Origin of the sequence: Chryseobacterium sp. CP-77 (genome assembly GCF_036362765.1) — a bacterium.
GTDB classification, from domain to species: domain Bacteria; phylum Bacteroidota; class Bacteroidia; order Flavobacteriales; family Weeksellaceae; genus Chryseobacterium; species Chryseobacterium cupriresistens.
The window spans coordinates 3,384,818-3,401,544 of record NZ_CP143637.1; the positions used below are offsets into that span (position 1 = coordinate 3,384,818).

The 16,727-nt window shown below is 37.4% G+C and carries 15 protein-coding genes and 5 tRNA genes; 9 read left to right on the forward strand and 11 right to left on the reverse strand.

The annotated features are described in order from the left end of the window. Nucleotides 1–4 precede the first annotated feature (4 nt). The 4 genes from V0410_RS15010 to V0410_RS15025 all read left to right on the forward strand — a co-directional run bounded on the left by V0410_RS15010 (nt 5) and on the right by V0410_RS15025 (nt 5,403). Nucleotides 5–1,303, forward strand: a complete 1,299-nt coding sequence (locus tag V0410_RS15010; protein ID WP_330744706.1) for a DUF5690 family protein — start codon at nt 5–7, stop codon at nt 1,301–1,303. 11 nt (nt 1,304–1,314) lie between these two features. Further along, nucleotides 1,315–2,469, forward strand: coding sequence for a TIGR03364 family FAD-dependent oxidoreductase (locus V0410_RS15015; protein WP_330744707.1), 1,155 nt, complete (start codon nt 1,315–1,317; stop codon nt 2,467–2,469). A 7-nt stretch (nt 2,470–2,476) separates the two neighbouring features. Continuing rightward, nucleotides 2,477–3,145: an HAD-IA family hydrolase gene (locus tag V0410_RS15020; RefSeq protein ID WP_330744708.1), complete on the forward strand. Its 669-nt coding sequence runs from the start codon at nt 2,477–2,479 to the stop codon at nt 3,143–3,145. A 404-nt stretch (nt 3,146–3,549) separates the two neighbouring features. Beyond that, on the forward strand, nt 3,550–5,403 hold the full coding sequence (locus V0410_RS15025; RefSeq protein WP_330744709.1) for an alkaline phosphatase family protein: 1,854 nt from the start codon (nt 3,550–3,552) through the stop codon (nt 5,401–5,403). Nucleotides 5,404–5,480: 77 nt separating this feature from the next. Here V0410_RS15025 and V0410_RS15030 read toward each other — a convergent pair whose 3' ends face one another. The 3 genes from V0410_RS15030 to V0410_RS15040 are packed head-to-tail and all read right to left on the reverse strand — an operon-like array spanning nt 5,481 to nt 7,807. After that, a complete protein-coding gene (locus V0410_RS15030; protein ID WP_330744710.1) occupies nt 5,481–5,966 on the reverse strand; it encodes a GNAT family N-acetyltransferase in 486 nt (161 codons plus the stop codon). Between the two features lie 11 nt (nt 5,967–5,977). Beyond that, the gene (locus V0410_RS15035; protein WP_330744711.1) at nt 5,978–7,396 is read right to left on the reverse strand and encodes an aminotransferase-like domain-containing protein; all 1,419 of its coding nucleotides are present in this window, start codon (nt 7,394–7,396) and stop codon (nt 5,978–5,980) included. Between the two features lie 42 nt (nt 7,397–7,438). Further along, nucleotides 7,439–7,807, reverse strand: coding sequence for a hypothetical protein (locus V0410_RS15040; protein ID WP_330744712.1), 369 nt, complete (start codon nt 7,805–7,807; stop codon nt 7,439–7,441). A gap of 205 nt (nt 7,808–8,012) precedes the next feature. Between V0410_RS15040 and V0410_RS15045 the strand changes: the two genes are divergently transcribed. Continuing rightward, a complete protein-coding gene (locus V0410_RS15045; protein ID WP_330744713.1) occupies nt 8,013–8,651 on the forward strand; it encodes a helix-turn-helix domain-containing protein in 639 nt (212 codons plus the stop codon). A 49-nt stretch (nt 8,652–8,700) separates the two neighbouring features. Here the strand turns inward: V0410_RS15045 and V0410_RS15050 are convergent. The 5 genes from V0410_RS15050 to V0410_RS15070 form a co-directional block, all read right to left on the reverse strand. Beyond that, nucleotides 8,701–8,784: transfer RNA gene (locus tag V0410_RS15050), tRNA-Leu, on the reverse strand. Nucleotides 8,785–8,862: 78 nt separating this feature from the next. Next, nucleotides 8,863–8,944: transfer RNA gene (locus V0410_RS15055), tRNA-Leu, on the reverse strand. A gap of 119 nt (nt 8,945–9,063) precedes the next feature. After that, nucleotides 9,064–9,147 (reverse strand) — tRNA-Leu (locus V0410_RS15060). Nucleotides 9,148–9,153: 6 nt separating this feature from the next. After that, nucleotides 9,154–9,229, reverse strand: a tRNA-Gly gene (locus V0410_RS15065). Between the two features lie 4 nt (nt 9,230–9,233). Further along, nucleotides 9,234–9,315 (reverse strand) — tRNA-Leu (locus V0410_RS15070). Nucleotides 9,316–9,493: 178 nt separating this feature from the next. Here V0410_RS15070 and V0410_RS15075 point away from each other — a divergent pair. Genes V0410_RS15075 through V0410_RS15090 form a run of 4 tightly spaced genes read left to right on the forward strand, consistent with a single transcriptional unit; the run spans nt 9,494 to nt 12,382 of the window. Continuing rightward, nucleotides 9,494–9,871 carry a DUF3127 domain-containing protein gene (locus V0410_RS15075; RefSeq protein WP_041461994.1) on the forward strand — a complete coding sequence of 126 codons (378 nt, stop codon included), beginning with the start codon at nt 9,494–9,496 and terminating at the stop codon, nt 9,869–9,871. Between the two features lie 60 nt (nt 9,872–9,931). Beyond that, nucleotides 9,932–10,585, forward strand: coding sequence for a leucyl/phenylalanyl-tRNA--protein transferase (aat, locus tag V0410_RS15080; RefSeq protein ID WP_330744714.1), 654 nt, complete (start codon nt 9,932–9,934; stop codon nt 10,583–10,585). Next, nucleotides 10,572–11,450 carry a DMT family transporter gene (locus V0410_RS15085; RefSeq protein ID WP_330744715.1) on the forward strand — a complete coding sequence of 293 codons (879 nt, stop codon included), beginning with the start codon at nt 10,572–10,574 and terminating at the stop codon, nt 11,448–11,450. Before aat ends, V0410_RS15085 begins: the two co-directional genes overlap by 14 nt. A 47-nt stretch (nt 11,451–11,497) precedes the next feature. Further along, nucleotides 11,498–12,382 carry a hypothetical protein gene (locus V0410_RS15090; RefSeq protein WP_330744716.1) on the forward strand — a complete coding sequence of 295 codons (885 nt, stop codon included), beginning with the start codon at nt 11,498–11,500 and terminating at the stop codon, nt 12,380–12,382. Nucleotides 12,383–12,405: 23 nt separating this feature from the next. Here the strand turns inward: V0410_RS15090 and V0410_RS15095 are convergent. From V0410_RS15095 to V0410_RS15105, 3 genes are all read right to left on the reverse strand, one after another. Then, nucleotides 12,406–13,658 (reverse strand): IS3 family transposase gene (locus V0410_RS15095; protein WP_330744717.1). Its coding sequence is split into 2 segments (ribosomal slippage): nt 12,406–13,331 and nt 13,331–13,658, totalling 1,254 coding nucleotides; the frame shifts between segments, so codons are not numbered across the junction. Between the two features lie 103 nt (nt 13,659–13,761). Further along, on the reverse strand, nt 13,762–15,144 hold the full coding sequence (locus tag V0410_RS15100) for a tetratricopeptide repeat protein (RefSeq protein WP_227943862.1): 1,383 nt from the start codon (nt 15,142–15,144) through the stop codon (nt 13,762–13,764). A gap of 207 nt (nt 15,145–15,351) precedes the next feature. Then, on the reverse strand, nt 15,352–16,320 hold the full coding sequence (locus V0410_RS15105) for a quinone oxidoreductase family protein (RefSeq protein WP_330744718.1): 969 nt from the start codon (nt 16,318–16,320) through the stop codon (nt 15,352–15,354). Nucleotides 16,321–16,727: the final 407 nt, after the last annotated feature.

A 16,727-nucleotide genomic window follows, 5' to 3' on the forward strand; every position in this document is an offset into this window, starting at 1 on the left:
AACCATGGCCAGAACCATCAATCAAAAAACACTGGTAACACTGAAGGCTGCTTTTGCTGCTTTCGGTGTTTACTTCTGCATGTACGGTTTCAGGAAACCTTTTACCGTAGCTTCCTTCGAAGGACTTTCTTATTTTGGGGTAGATTATAAGATTCTGATTATTATTGCACAGGCCGTAGGCTACTTTGTTTCCAAATTCATCGGGATCAAATTTATTTCCGAGCTGAAACCCCAGAAAAGACTTACATATCTTTTAATTTTTATTACTGTTGCAGAGCTTGCATTGTTAGGATTTGCAGCCGTTCCTGCTCCTTATAATATCCTATTTATGTTCGTCAACGGGATTCCGCTGGGAATGATCTGGGGAATTGTTTTCTCTTATATTGAAGGACGAAAAACCACAGAAATCATCGGACTATTTTTATGTTCAAGCTTTGTAGTTTCTTCTGGTTTTACAAAATCAGTAGGAAAATTTTTAATGGATACGTTCTCCATTTCCGAATTCTGGATGCCTTTTTCAGCCGGCCTTGTTTTTATCATTCCATTGGTTCTTTTCGGGCTGCTTCTTGAAAGAATTCCCAAACCTTCGGAAGAGGATATTTTGCTTAAAAACAAGAGACAGCCGTTGAATGGTAAAGAAAGAAGAGCCCTGATCCAACAATTTTTTGTTCCGATCGTGTGTATCATCTTTTTATATATCAGTTTAACCGTTTTAAGGGATTTCAGAGATAATTTCAACCGTGAAATCTGGGACGGACTGAACTTTACTTTCGACAGTTCTATTTTCACTTTAACGGAAATTCCTATTGCGGTAATGGTTCTGGTGATTTTAAGCTTTATGGTAAAAGTAAAGAACAATAAAAAAGCATTTGCCTACTATCATTATATTCTTTTTGCGGGAATTCTTACGGTAGGACTTTCTACGTATTTGTTTCAGCAGGGTTCTCTGTCGCCTTTTTTATGGATGACAATTTCCGGCTTCGGAATGTACATCTGCTATATTCCCTTTAACGGAATTTATTTTGACCGGATGATCGCCGCTTTTGAAATCAAAGGAAATGTAGGTTTTCTGATCTATATTGTAGATTCTTTCGGTTATCTGGGAAGTGTCCTGATTCTTTTGTATAAAAACTTTGGCTCTGCCCAGACTTCGTGGTTACATTTTTATATTAACTTAAATTACATCATCACCATAACGGTTTTTGTTCTTTCGGCGATTGCTTTTCTGGCTTTCAGAAAAAAGTCAAAACCCAAATCTAAATCTAATCAATTCATCAATTTCGATACGTCGAAAATTTTATAAACTATAGTACAATGACAACAAAATTTGATTTACTCGTTGTAGGAGGCGGAATTTTAGGAACATTCCATGCTTATCATGCGCTGAAGAAAAATCTTAAGGTAGCTTTACTGGAAAGGAATTCTGTTCCTCAGGGTGCCACGGTAAGAAATTTCGGACAGGTAGTACCCTCCGGAATGGATCTTAAATGGCAGAACTTCGGGAGGGAAAGTCTGGCCATCTACAATGAACTTCATGATCAGGCAGACCTTACCATCAGGCAAAACGGTTCCATCTATATTGCTTCAAATGACGAAGAACTTCAGCTGATTGAAGAGCTTTATGAAATCAACAGAAATAATGATTATAAATCTGTTTTATTATCTAAAAACGACTGCATCAAGAAATTTGACGGTCTCCGTTCAGACTACTGCAAAGGAGGTTTATTTTTCCCGCAGGAACTTTCTGTAGATTCTGCAGATATGATTGTAAAGCTTCACAAGCTGCTTCAGGAAAAAATGGGCTTACAGATTTTCTACAACACAACTGTAGTGGAAACCCATGAAGATGATCAGAAATGTACAGCTGTAACTGCAGAAGGAACAGAATTTAGTGCTTCTAAAATCATCATCTGCGGTGGACACGAGTTCAAAACTTTATATCCTAAAGTATTCAATGACAGCGATCTGGAAGTGAGTAAACTGCAGATGCTTCAAACAAAGCCCCAAGGAATTTATTCGCTTCAGGGAAATATCCTTACAGGGCTTTCTGTGAGAAGATATGAGTCTTTCAGCGAATGTCCTTCTTTTCAGAAAATCAAGGCTTTAGAAGATCCTAATTCGTTTGAAAAGAAGTATGGAATTCATATTTTATTCAAACAGACACTTGACGGTTCTGTCATCATAGGAGACTCTCACGAATATGCTGATGCTAAAAATGCCGATGATCTCGGATACGATCTTAATATGGAGATTGATGAATTCATGATTCATGAGGCTAAGAAAATTATTGATCTTCCTACGTATGAAATTCAGAGGAGATGGTTCGGAATCTATTCCCAGTGCAAAACAAAAGATATTTTTGAGCACAGCCCATCCGCTAACATTCATATTGTAACGGGTATCGGAGGAAAGGGAATGACGGGAAGCGGTGGCTTTTCCAAATTTAATATTGAAAAAATTTACGCATAAAATTCAAATGAAAAATATAGAATTACTCGTTCTGGATATGGCCGGAACAACAATTGATGAGGATAATGTAGTTTACAAAACACTTACCAGTGCCGTGAATGATTATGGCTACGCAGTAAGCCTGGAAAAAGTATTATCCAGCTGTGCCGGAATGGAAAAACTGGAAGCCATCACAAGTCTTTTAAAAGAAATCAATGGGAACGAAGAAGATGCTCCTGCTATTTTTGAGAATTTTTCTGACCGACTGAAAGAATCTTATCGAAATCTGGATGTAAAACCCATCAACGGAACGGAAGATTTTTTATTGAATATGAAAGCTCAAAAAAAGAAAATCGTTTTAAATACAGGCTATACTTCAGAAATCGCTCATCAGCTTTTAGATAAACTCAACTGGAAAGAAAACATTCATTTTGATGCTTTAATTACCGCTGATGATGTTTCAGAAAGCCGTCCAAGTCCTGAAATGATTCATCTTGCGATGAAGAAATTCAATATTACTGAAGCTCATAAAGTTTTAAAGGCAGGGGATTCTGTTATTGATATTGAAGAGGGTAAAAATGCAGGCTGTGGATTAACAGTAGCTGTACTTTCCGGAGCTCAAAGTAAATCAGAACTTGAAAAGGCAGCTCCCGATTATATTCTGAATATCATTTCTGAGGCTGAAGGTATTCTTTAAACACTTTTCAGATTATTTTTAAATACTTCTTGACACAAACGTTTTCATGGTTCTTCTATTGGAAATGTTTGTGTTTTTACCACCCCGTCAAAAATTCTTTGAATTTTCGCCACCCCTCCGGAGGAGGGGAATGTAGTACGGATCATTAGGTATTTGTTATAACCTACATTTCCGGCAATCTTTTTTGATCTTCTATTCGCAAAGCATGTAAATTAAAATAAGCCGAGTCATTTTTCTTTTGTGACTTTTTTGGTTAAAATCTAAACTTTTTGAGTGAACTTTTTAATTATCAATTAATTAACTTTCAGTTCACGAATGTTTACAAATAGTAAACTAATTTTACAATAGTTAAAAAATAAATTACTATTTGTAAACTTTCACAATTCTAAAAACCCTTTTTCCCCATGAAAACAAAACTATTCTCAATGGCTGTTGTAATGAGCTGTTTCCTTGGAGCTCAGACTAAAAAAGTCCTTTTTATTGGTATTGACGGATGCCGTGCGGATGTCATGATGTCTACACCTACTCCCAACATTCAAAACCTTATCAGCCAATCGATTTATTCTACCGACGGGCTTTGTGCTGCTACAACCTGGAGCGGAAACGGATGGAGCACCATGCTAACCGGAGTATGGCACACCAAACATAATGTTCAGGACAATAATTTCACAAGCCCGAACTATGTCAATTACCCGGATTTTTTAACAAGAGCAGAGACTTATAATCCAGCTCTAAGAACTATTTCTCTCGCTCATTGGTCTCCCATCAACGACAAAATCATTCAAACCGCAGATGTAAAAACCAATCTGGCAACGGATCTTGCCGTAAAAAATGCTGCTGTTACGGCTTCACAGAATGACAATCCTGATATTCTCTTTATAGATTTTGATGATGTAGACCATGCAGGCCATTCTTATGGATTCTCATCAACAGTTTCACAGTATGTAAATTCCATTAAAACAACAGATTCTTATATCGGAGAAATTGTTGCAGCGATGAAAAACAGGCCATCATACAACAATGAAGATTGGTTGGTGGTATTGACAACAGATCATGGAGCTGTAGACTCTTCACACGGAGGCGGAAACCTTTCTGAAAGAAACATTTTTACAGTATATTCCAACCCGGGATTTACTCCACAACAGATCAGCAAAACCATTCTGGAATCCAATAAAACCTTTAATCAGTTGAATTTCCCGGCAGGAACTTATGCAAAACCAGCCAATCAGACTCCTTTTAATTTTGGAGCTAATCAGGATTTTACCATTGAATTTTGGGTAAAACCTAATGCTTCTTATTCAAGTGATCCGGTAATGATCAGTAATAAAAACTGGGCTAATGGGAAAAATAAAGGATTTGTTTTTTCAGGCTATTCAGGGCAGACTTTCAAAATGAATATTGGCGATGGCACTAGCAGGATTGACCTTGTTGGCGGAAAAGTGGAAACCAACAAATGGAAACATATTGCTGCAAGTTTTGACAGAGATGGTCTTGTAACGTTGTATGAAGATGGCGTTCCGGTAACTTTTGCTAAAATGAATACCATCGGAAATATTGATTCCGGGCTTCCTCTTACATTAAACCAGGATGGAACCAATGTTTATGGAATCAATCTGGCGGCTTCTTATAAAGACATAAGAATCTGGAAATCTGCTCTTCCCAATGATGTTATTGTGAATTGGGCCAATCAGGATATTACCTCTTCGCACCCTTATTATTCTCAATTACTGGCCAACTGGAAGTGTAATGGGACTTCAGGAAATACATTGACTGATTCAAGTCCGAACGCTAATCATATGACTGTTACAGGTTCTCCAACCTATAATGCCAATACTGTTAATAATTTTAAAGTGTATGATTATACCTCTACAACAAGAGAAACAGATCATTTTCCAACTGTATTGAACTGGCTTTGTATTCCCGTGCAGTCTTCATGGGGAATTGACGGAGTAAACAGAATTCCGGCATGTTCCAAAGAAGTATTGACAGCAAAAGAGACAAAGGTAACCGCTGATGATCTTAAAATATATCCGAATCCCGTTTCTACCTTCATTGGAATCCAGTATCAATCTGAAGATAAGGAAATTAAAGCAGAAATCATTGACAATAAAGGATCGGTTGTTTCAACTTCGCATTTGCAGTCATCAAGAGGATATTATGATGAAAAAATTAATATTGAAAACCTTCCTTCAGGAGTGTATTTCATAAAAATCAATGGCAGCAGAAAGTCACTGACCAGGACTTTTATCAAGAAATAAAAGAGTAAAGCAATTAGATTTAAATTTTGATATTAGAACAAGGATATTCCTATCCGAGTTCTAATATTTTTTTTTGCCTACTTATTAAAAATCAGCTCCATCTGCACATCGGCACGGTCATACTCAGCATTGCTGATGGGAGTATGGATAAAGCCCAGCTTTTCATAAAGTGTGATGGCCGGAACCAGTATAGAATTGGTAACCAAAAATACTTTTTCAGCTTTTAATTCCTTTGCTTTTTCCACTAAAGTTTTTCCCAAAAGGTAGCCTAGTTTTTTCCCTTGCGCTTTGGGACTTACTGCCATTTTTGACAATTCAAAAGTGAGAGGACTGTCTTCTGTTTTTACTAATGCACAGGTTCCTACTGCTTCTCCATCCAGCAAAGCAAAAACAATGTGCCCTCCTTTATGTAAGATATGCTCTTCAGGATTATCCAGCAGTTTATAATCGCCGGCTTCCATGACAAAGTATGTTTTGATCCATTCTTCATTCAAAGCTTTGAAAGCTTCTTTATACTGAGGTTCGTAGGCTACGATTTTTACTTCATTACTTTTATCATTCATCGCTATAAGGTTTATTTAATTCTGTTTTTTATCATTTTTCCAAGCTTTTCCAGATCATTTTCCACCCTGTCTGTCCATTCCAGTGCATAGTTCAAACGCATGCAGTTCTGATACTGATTGTGCTGTGAAAACATTCTTCCGGGAGCAAAATTGATTTTCTGCTCAAAAGCCGCATCGTAGAGATCTTCCGTACAAATTCTTTTATCCAGCTCCAGCCAAAGCATAAAGCCTCCTTTGGGTTCTGAAATTTTGGTATTATCCGGAAAATATTCAGTCACCGCCTTTTGAATCTGAAGGTAATTTGCATACAGCTTTTTCCTGAACATTCTGAGGTGGTGATCATAACGCCCGTGTGCGAGAAAATCTGTAATTACATCTGAAAACAAAGAAGGTCCGCTCACCGTCTGAACCAGTTTCTGACGGATAATTTTTTCTTTAAATTTTCCGGGAGCTACCCATCCAACCCTGAAACCTGGTGCCAATGTTTTGGAAACCGAGCCTACCCACATCACAATTCCTGCTTCATCATAAAATTTACACGGCTTGGGTCTTCCCGCCCCGAAATAAATGTTACCATAGACATCATCCTCCACCAAAGGAACATTATATTCAGTAAGCATCCTTACCAGTTCTTTCTTGTTATCATCAGGCATCTGAAATCCCAACGGATTATTATAATTCACCACAAAACAGCACGCAGAAAGCTTTGGCATCACCTTTTTTAACTCATCCAGATCTACCCCTGTAATGGGATGTGTAGGAATTTCCACAGCCTTAAGTCCTAATAACTGGATAGCCTGGAGAATTCCGAAGTATACAGGACTTTCCACCGCCACGGAATCTCCCGGCTGAGTAACAGCCATTAAGCAATTATAAACGGCGTTCATAGCTCCGGAAGTAATCACAAGATCATCTTCTGTGATTTTCCCTTCCATTACCATCGACCATTTGGCAATTTCCCGTCGAAGCACCTCACTTCCCTGTACAGGTTCATAGTTGGTTCCGCTGTCGCTCTTTCTTTTGATCACATCAATCATACATTTCTTCATCTTGGCCACCGGAAGAAAGCTTTTCCCCGGAATGCCCAATCCAAACTGGGTGATATCTGTTCCCCCGATGACGCCAAATACTTTATCAATAAGATCCTGTGGTGTATTCTTTTTCTCTGAATCTTTCATTGGTGCCACGGAAGGCAGTGCCAGTTTTCGCTGGGAAGTCTGGCTTACATAGTAGCCATATTTCGGACGCGATTCTACGAGAGAACGGCTTTCCAATTCCATATAAGCCTGCTTTACGGTATTCAGGCTTACATTATAGAGTTTTTGGGCACTTCGCAATGAAGGAAGCCTGTCTCCAAACTGCAGGGTTTCACTTTTAATCTGCTCTGTGACAGAATTGGCTATTTTAAGGTACAGAACATCTTTATGCATAGAATCCGGGGTTTTAAGTAAATGTACAATTTTATCCTGTCTTTATTCGGGATTCAGCCAGCTGATCATACTGCTGATACTGCTTTTTAACTGTTCCGGATCCTTAAAATTGGGGGTGTGAGTATTTTTAAAATATCTTTCAGCACGGGAAAAAAAATTTCTCTTTTCGGTATCTGACATCTTATTTTTATCATAGATCCTGAAAGATATTTCATCCTTTTCATTCACAATAAGACTGGCAAAAGCAACAATCTGCTTCCCATTTTTAGCCAAAAGAAAAGGAAGTCCGAAACTCTGATCTGCTATTTTCAGATTCTGTGTTTCCAGAAAGATATTTTTCAGCATCCACATATCTGATATATAAGCCTCAGCATATTGAAACTGTTTCTGTTGTTGAGTGATTGTTTCCATATTTTCTTCTTTAGCTAAACAAAATTATGGAGTATTTAATTTTGGATACAGATACAGAACTATAGAATATTATGGGTACAGATTTTTATATAATGGGCTTTATCAACTTTTGTTAAAAACTGGGGCTATCCGGAATAGTATTCATGCAAATATATTTAGCACAACTTACTTGCATTTTCTATATTTGCAAAAAATATTGGACAGGATGAGCTTATTTGGAACTAATATTAAAAAAATAAGACAGGTGAAAGGATTGAGTCAAAAAGCTTTTGCAGATCTGTTTGATCTCAACAGAGGCGTAATAAGCTCATATGAGGAAGGACGTGCTGAGCCAAAAATTGAAACCATACTGAAAGTTGCAAATCACTTTAACCTTAGTCTTGACAAATTACTGACCGAGCCTGTGCAGGCAAACCAGCTGACAAGTACTCCTGGTGCCAGTCAGCCCGTACTTTTCCCTGAATCAACAGGGGAGATTAATTTGGAAATGCAGAAAACACAATCCGTAAATAATGGCAACTCAGCAATATTGCAAAAAATATTAGCATCAGTTGATCTGGTCTATGAATTTTCTCCTGAAAAAACACTGCTTCCCCAGTACCAATCCGGTGATATTTTATTTCTGAATAAAACAAATCTGGCAACAGATCCCATTAGCAATCTACTGGTTCATATCAGTGGAAATCTTCAATATGCAATTGAAAATCAACGTACAAATAAAAATCATCAGGAATATTATAAGATTGTAGGATACATTTCGACAGGAAACAAGAATATCTTCACTGGTATTTTTGAAAGACTGGAAAGACTGGAAAAGAAAACGGAAAACAGTCAGATACTCTAAAGGTTACAAAAATAAAAAAGCCCTCCGTAATACATTACAGAGGGCTTTGTACCCCAGACGGGACTTGAACCCGTACGTCCTTGCGGACACAGGATTTTAAGTCCTGCGTGTCTACCAGTTCCACCACCAGGGCATGGTGTGGGCAAAAAAAAAGATTCGAACCAGAGGTTCCAACCTTCTTAACGACTCTAAAAAGAGCCTTTTCGAATTGTGCGGATGAAGGGACTCGAACCCCCACGCCTCACGGCACCAGATCCTAAGTCTGGCGTGGCTACCAATTACACCACATCCGCTGATTCGCTGATCTGAATACTCAGATTCAACCTGATTTCTTACAAATATAAGACTTTTATTTAAAGAACACTCTCTATTAAAACAAAAAACCCTCCGTAAGATATTACAGAGGGTCTTGTACCCCAGACGGGACTTGAACCCGTACGTCCTTGCGGACACAGGATTTTAAGTCCTGCGTGTCTACCAGTTCCACCACCAGGGCATGGTGTGGAGCGAAAAACGGGATTCGAACCCGCGACCCCAACCTTGGCAAGGTTGTGCTCTACCAGCTGAGCTATTTTCGCATAGTGCGGATGAAGGGACTCGAACCCCCACGCCTCACGGCACCAGATCCTAAGTCTGGCGTGGCTACCAATTACACCACATCCGCTGGTTTTTTATATTGTAAGTTTTAAAGAGCTTGCTTCGTTTTTGTGAGTGCAAATATAGGACAATTTCCTTTACTACCAAACTTTTCAGGAAAAAAAAATAAAATTTCCACATTTTTTTTTCACAGCTTCTTTTATTACATTTCATTTTCTTACTTTTACATCGTTAATATTTACGATATGGAATTACAAGGAACGGTAAAGAAACTTTTTGATGCTCAAACATTTGCGAGCGGGTTTCAAAAAAGAGAAATGGTTATTTTGACCCAGGAACAGTATCCACAGCCGATAAACATAGAATTTTTATCTGATAAAATCAGTTTATTAGATAACCTTAAAGAAGGAGAAAACGTAAAGGTAGGAATCAACATCAGAGGTAGAGAATGGGTTTCTCCTCAGGGTGAAACTAAATACTTCAACTCTATTACAGGGTGGAGAGTAGAGAAAGTTTTTGATAATGCTTCAGAACCTACTCAGGCAATGCCTCAGCAGTCTGCATCCCCGGTTTCTAATGAGAATCCTTTTGCCGGAGACGATGATGATGATTTACCTTTCTAATTAAAGAATAAAAGATCAATTATAAATCCTGCTTTTTGAAGTGGGATTTTTTTGCTAAAAATGGTCCGATTAGACGAAAACGAGATTTCATTTCCCGACCCGGAGCTGTATGATGGCCATGAGGGAGTGGTTGCTTTTGGTGGCGACCTGTCCGTAGAGCGTATCTGGTTTGCCTATCAGCTCGGTATTTTTCCCTGGTACAATCCCGGAGAGGAAATCCTTTGGTGGTGTCCCGATCCAAGGTTTGTGCTTATTCCTGAAGAATTAAAAGTTTCAAAATCTATGAGAAAGATACTCAACAGGAATGTTTTTACTTTCTCCGAGAATAAGAACTTCAGGGAGGTAATCAGAAATTGCCAGCAGGCTACAAGAAAGGGGCAGTCGGGAACGTGGCTTTCTGATGAACTGATGGAGTCTTTTATCCAGCTACATCAATACGGTTTGGCCAAAAGCATTGAGGTGTGGCAGAATGAAGAACTTGTCGGAGGTTTTTACGGGTTGCAGATTGGAAATGTATTCTGCGGAGAAAGCATGTTTGCCAAGGTAAGTAATGCTTCAAAAGCGGGCTTTATCAACTTTGTGGAAAGCAATAAAAACAGCCTTGAGTTAATTGATTGTCAATCCCATACAGAACACCTGGAAAGCTTAGGGGCAAAAATGATTCCCAAAAAAGAATTTCTAAAAATCTTACACGAAAATAATGAACGCAGATAAAGAAAAGTGGGTTCTTCTGATTGTCCTGAGTATTATCTGGGGATCATCATTTATTTTGATCAAAAAATCACTGGAACACTTCAATCCGTTTCAGGTAGGGTCTTTAAGAGTTCTTATTGCCGGAATTATTTTACTTCCGGTCGCGATTTCCAATTATAAACTTTTTCCCAGAAAACATCTGAAGTGGCTAGTTCTGGCTGCTTTTACAGGAAATTTCATTCCTATGTTTTTATTTCCGATTGCAGAAACTGAAGTAAGCAGCAGCATTGCCGGAATTATCAACTCAATGATGCCTATTTTTGTGATTATTGTCGGCGCCTTGGTCTGGAAGTTCGAAACCACGAAAAAACAGATTATAGGAACGCTGATAAGCTTCACAGGAGTCTGTATTCTGGCATTTGGAGGAGGTGACAGCGCAGAATTGAAAATGATCCCGATTCTCTTGCTGTTATTGGCAACTTTATGCTATGCGCTGAGTACAACCACTGTAAAATCAAAGCTTATGGAGGTCTCTTCTACGGTTTTATCTGCTTTTGTATTCTCTTTTGTTTTATTGCTGCCTTCCATTCTTGCGCTTACAGGGACAGGATTCTTTTCGGAATTCACTTTTTCGAAAGATAATCTGATGGGGCTTATGTTTGTCAGCCTGTTATCAGTTTTCGGAACAGGTCTGGCGATGATGATGAATTATCGTTTACTTAAAGTTTCCAGCCCTCTTTTTGCTTCAACAGTAACTTTGGTAATGCCCATTGTGGCTATTATCTGGGGAATTATAGATGGTGAAAAGCTGACTTATTTGCAATTTATAGGAGCAGGTATTATCATTGGCGGCCTCATCTTTTTAAGAACCAATCCGAAAAAATAAAATCATATTATAAATTAAATTATATTTGGATGATTTAACTTATAACTATGAAAAAACTTCTACTTTTTGGATCTGTAGCCTTATCTGCAATATCATGCTACAGTTCTGATGATACCCCTTTTGATAACAGTGATCCTTCTAATCAAACCGTGATTCTTCCTACAAAGATGACAATGGATGGGATTGTCATGAAAATCAATTACAACGGAACTAAAATCATCAGCATGATTAACAATATTAATCACGGGCAAAGAATTGAGTTCACATATACCGATGATTATATTACGGGTATTAAACATTACGAAAATAATGTTCTTGAAAGTGCTGTTGAATACGGATATACTAACGGACGTATGGCTACAGCGGTTACGAAGGAATATTCTACAACCGGAACCATAGAGAACACCGTTACGTTTTCTTATACCTACACCAGCACTACAGAAATCAGCGTAAAAAGACAAACGAATTCAGGAGCGGCAGGTTCTTCTATTATCAACAGTGTATTTACCTATAATAATGGAAATATGGTAAGCAATGCAGGCTCAGGAACCGGAATTGTCAATGGAAATACCATTAACTATACAGAAAAAGAAACTTATACCTATACTGATAAAAATTATCCTTTCAAAAATGTAAAAGGTTTTGACAAAATTATCTTTAATGGAAATGAGAGCAGCGATGGCATAAGCATGTTATTCTCAAATAATAAGAACAGCTTAAGTACTTATAAAGGAGAATTTACCCAAACTACAGCCGGAGGAGGAACAGCCACCGGAACTACTTCTCATAAGTATACTACAACGTTTAACACTGCAGGATATCCGTCTGAAGAAAGCAGGCAGACGCTTGATATGAACGGAAATGCAAACAGCAGCGCTCCGGATAAGTTTTTCTACGAATACAATTATCTGACTAGTCCTGAAAAAGGTTGACTAGTTTAATATTTCAAATATACTTAAATCAGAGTAGGAATTTTCCTATTCTGATTTTGTTTTTTGTATGTTTTTAATTTCACGTTATTTTTCATATGCACTTGGCTGGGGATGTTATAATTTAGGGAAAAATGAGGTCTTAAATTATTATAATAATAAATTGATTGGTCAAGCTGCTGTGAGAGATTCTTAAAGTTTTCAAAAGTATCAATCAATCCAAACTCATATTTCAGAATGCCGTTTACCCTCTCTGCTACAGCATTCTCATAAGGATCCGAGTTCTCGGTCATACTGATAAGAATATCATTTTTCCTTAACGTTTCAGTATATTCTTTACTACAATACTGCAATCCTCTGTCTGAATGATGAATTAAAGAATGTTTATACACCCTGTTCTTTAGGGCTTGTTTTAATGCTTTCAATGTGGAGGCAGTCTGTAAATTATCACTTAGTTCATATCCTACAATTTTCTTTGAATAGGCATCGGTAATCAAATGAAGATAATAATTTTTCTCTTTAGTCTTCAGATAGGTAATATCTGCAACCCAAACTTTTTCTGAACATTTCAACTCCTTTTCTTTAATAATATTCGGGTATTTCTTCATCCAATGTCTGGAATTGGTTGTTTTAAAATAACTGTGTCTTCTGGGAATTAAAAGATAATTCGATCTTAAAAGTTGAAACAGCCGATCTCTTCCTATATGAAGATCCTCTTTTGAAAAATCATTTTTAAGTAATACATAAAGTTTTCGAGTCCCTATTTTAGGCATCTTTTTACGAATTGATAATACCAGTTCTATAATCCTTTTTTGATTATTGATAGAATCAGGCTGTTTCTTCCTTTTATAATAAGCTTGTTTACTGTATCCAAACAATCGGCAGATATCTTCCAGTGAAAGATTTGTATACGGCCTTATTTCCTGGATTGATTGGAACCAGACTTTTTTACAATTTCAATCTTCAACTCACGCTCTGCGATTTCTATAAATTTCTTAAACACTTTGAGCTCTTCTTCCTTTTTGGATAAAGCAGCTTCAAGCTCTTTAATCTTTTGTTTCTGTGGATCTTTCATAGGTCTGCCTTTACTTAATTGTTTTTCATAAGTAAAGTTACCATATTTTATTAACCAACTAGAAATGCATGAATTACCCCGAATATTGTATCGAGTTTGCAATTGGGATTTTGTATATAATCCCCGTTCATATTCAGAGACAACTTGTCGTTTGAATGCCTCACTGTATTCTTGGACAGGGGACGATGTTTTTTTTAGATTCATAAGGGTGACTAATTTTATGGTTTTTTAGTCAACCTTTTTCAGGACGAGACAATCAATAAAAAAACCTGCATTTCTGCAGGTTTTTCTTTTATTTCAGATTATTCTAGTTCTTTTTCTTCACTTTACTGGCTTTTACCTTTTTCACCTCATCTTTAATGAAAGGATATTTTTTCTGCATATCCTTTGCTAAAGAAGGATCAAGTTCCAATGCTTTTTGAAGAGATTCAAAACCTTTATCCTGATCTTTCAGATTGTAATAGCAATTGCTCAGCTGATAAAAAAGTTCTGCTCTGTAATGTTTTTTTATGGCTCTGTTCAAGACTGTTACCGCATCTTCATACTCTCCTACCAGCATCAAAACTTCTGAATAGGCATACCAGTTATAAAACCTTGAAGGTTCTGCATCTACCAGTTTTTTAAGACAGGAAAGGCTTTCTTCAAATTTTCCTGAATCGATGAATAAGAACGCTAATCTCTTTTGATAATCAAGATTGTTTTCATTCAGCTGGGTAGCTTCTTTGGCAAAATGCAATGCTTCAGACATTCCGCCCATTTCTTCGTAAAGATAAGACTGTTCCATCATGGCAAGATAAAACTGAGGGTCTTCTCTTAATGATTTCTGGAATGCATTTAAAGCTAAAATAGGCTGTTTCAAGGCCTTATTACATAATCCGATCTTATAATAAGTAAATGCTTTTGTATATTCCAGCTCCAGCATTTCTTCATACGTTTCGATCGCCTTCTGGTATTGTCCCAAAGCTTCATAACAAGCTGCTTTATTGGCATATACTCCCACAGAGTTTGAGTTGATTGCCAGTAAATAGTCGTAGCCTCTTATCGCTTCATCATAATTTTTTCTGTTGAAGTAGAATTGTCCGTATTCAAACCAGGCGGTCTCAGAATAAGGAAATTCATCTAAATATTCATTAAGAAAGGCAATAGCCTCCTCACTCTTATTCAGATCACTGAAGCATACCATAGCATTTTCCAGCGAATATTCATCCGTAGGATCTTCCTTCAGTGCTTTTCTGTAATGTTTAAGAGCGTTAAAAGGATCTCCGAGATTCACATATTCGTCCGCAATAAAGTTGTGGAGAAAGTTTTCTTCTTCCTCTAATGTCAAAGCTTTTTTGCAGATTTCAATGGATTTTCTGGGATTTCCTAGGTTCGAATAATACTTGGCGTAACAAACCAAAAAGTCTGTATTCTCCATAGAAGCGCCTTTCAGTTCGTCAATAAGTTCTTTCGCCGTATTATAGTCTTCCCACTCCAGAAGGATTTCAAGTCTTTTAATCTTAATATCCAACGAATTAGGGTGAAGCTTAAGTCCATAATTAACAGCCATGTCAGCGTAATTAAAATCACCAAGCTCCAAATAATAAACAATGATATCTTCCAACTCTTCTGTATCAAAGTAGAATTCGTCATTGTTTTCCATCATTTCCTCGAACTTTTTTACAAGTTCATTTCCAAAATACTCTTCCAATAGTGTCCTCTTTGTCGGCCTGATGTCTGAATTTGCTTACAAACCTCGGCAAACGTTTAATTAATAATATATCTGAAACTGATATTCAAATATTTATGCAAAGTTGCAACTTTTTTTTGAATATTCCATTTCATAAATTTCTATTATAAAAATAGTAAAAAAAGAAAACCGATAAAAGGATTGTGGATAAAAAAACGGAAATTGGGGTTAAATTCTTATGACCAGGCGTTTTCCGCTTTGTATCTCAGCATTCCATACGGTTTCGATATTTTTAATATCAACATCCTGTGTTTCCATTTTAATTTTTCCTTCTGCTGCTGCCTGAAACATTTCAGGGATGATTTTTGAGAACAGGAGGTGAGATTCTTCTTTCGTCCAGCTTCCCAGTCCTGATCCGGAAATCTGAATATCCGTTCCTCTGAGAATCTGTGAAGACAGCTGAATGGTATCTCCGCTCATCCCTCCGATCGTTACCAGTTTTGTTTTGTGGGAGAAGGTTCCGTCACCTTTAAGGGCAGACAATAACATTTCTACAGAATGTCCCCAGATATAGTCTATGATAGTATCTATAGGGGTTACCTTATGAATTTCTTTTATTTTTTGCTTAAAATCATTGCCCTCCAGTTTTAGAGAAACGACCTCATCAGCACCTAATTCAAGTAAAGACTGCAAAGATTCTTCATTTCTTCCGGTAACGATGATCTTACCAGCTCCGTATAATCTGGCCATCTGAACAGCTATTCTTCCTGTAATTCCTGTTGCTCCGTTAATCAGAATGGTATTTCCCGGCTGCAATCCTGCTTTGAACTTCAAGGCCATTGCAGATCCCATTACTGCATTAGGTAAGGCTGCTGCTAAAGAAAAATCCAGTTCTTCAGGAATCGGAATAATCATTTTTTTATCAGCCACGGCCTTCTCCGCTACGGTTCCTTTTTTGCTGAAAAAATATACTTTATCTCCGTTTTCAAGGTATCCTGCTCCGTCTGTTCCGATAACCGTTGGTTGATGTTCCTGGTTTTCTGTTGAATAGTGATTTCCGCCTGCTCTGGCCCTGTCGAGATTTTTAATTGATGCGGCTTTTACAGAAATCAAAATTTCGTTTTCCTTTACTTCAGGGTCTGGAAAATCTGCATATTGTGGAATACTTCCTTTTTCAAATACTACTGCTGCTTTCATTCTTTTTAATTTTTATACAAAATTATAAGGGAAGGAGGCTGCGAAGCGATAACATTTGTTATGAGTTTTGGATTTTGGGAAAGGAAGCTGGGGGTTTATAAAGACGGTAATAGAGTTAAAACAGTTAAAACGCTGCGGTCGCTAGGAAACATAATATTGTTATTATTATTTGTTCGCAAGGGCACTTCGTTCAGCAAAGAATAGTGACCATTGCTGAGTGGAACGCCATTGCGAGCATTTTCAACAATACATATTATTTTATTCTTCGCGGACGTTGCATTAAAAACAATATATGCCACTTAAAGATGGAAACGCGGAGGACGCTAGGGAACAGGATATTGTATACTATTTTTGTTCGCAAAGGCACTTCGTTCAACAAAGAACAATCGTTGCTGAGTGGAACGTCT

Coding starts and splice junctions, on each gene's coding strand:
- V0410_RS15030 (WP_330744710.1), bottom strand. CDS start 5,966: ATGAATGATAAAAGTAATGAAGTAAAAATCGTAGCCTACGAACCTCAG.
- V0410_RS15010 (WP_330744706.1), top strand. CDS start 5: ATGGCCAGAACCATCAATCAAAAAACACTGGTAACACTGAAGGCTGCT.
- V0410_RS15090 (WP_330744716.1), top strand. CDS start 11,498: ATGAAAAAACTTCTACTTTTTGGATCTGTAGCCTTATCTGCAATATCA.
- V0410_RS15085 (WP_330744715.1), top strand. CDS start 10,572: ATGAACGCAGATAAAGAAAAGTGGGTTCTTCTGATTGTCCTGAGTATT.
- V0410_RS15020 (WP_330744708.1), top strand. CDS start 2,477: ATGAAAAATATAGAATTACTCGTTCTGGATATGGCCGGAACAACAATT.
- V0410_RS15075 (WP_041461994.1), top strand. CDS start 9,494: ATGGAATTACAAGGAACGGTAAAGAAACTTTTTGATGCTCAAACATTT.
- V0410_RS15035 (WP_330744711.1), bottom strand. CDS start 7,396: ATGCATAAAGATGTTCTGTACCTTAAAATAGCCAATTCTGTCACAGAG.
- V0410_RS15045 (WP_330744713.1), top strand. CDS start 8,013: ATGAGCTTATTTGGAACTAATATTAAAAAAATAAGACAGGTGAAAGGA.
- V0410_RS15105 (WP_330744718.1), bottom strand. CDS start 16,320: ATGAAAGCAGCAGTAGTATTTGAAAAAGGAAGTATTCCACAATATGCA.
- aat (WP_330744714.1), top strand. CDS start 9,932: ATGGTCCGATTAGACGAAAACGAGATTTCATTTCCCGACCCGGAGCTG.
- V0410_RS15025 (WP_330744709.1), top strand. CDS start 3,550: ATGAAAACAAAACTATTCTCAATGGCTGTTGTAATGAGCTGTTTCCTT.
- V0410_RS15015 (WP_330744707.1), top strand. CDS start 1,315: ATGACAACAAAATTTGATTTACTCGTTGTAGGAGGCGGAATTTTAGGA.
- V0410_RS15040 (WP_330744712.1), bottom strand. CDS start 7,807: ATGGAAACAATCACTCAACAACAGAAACAGTTTCAATATGCTGAGGCT.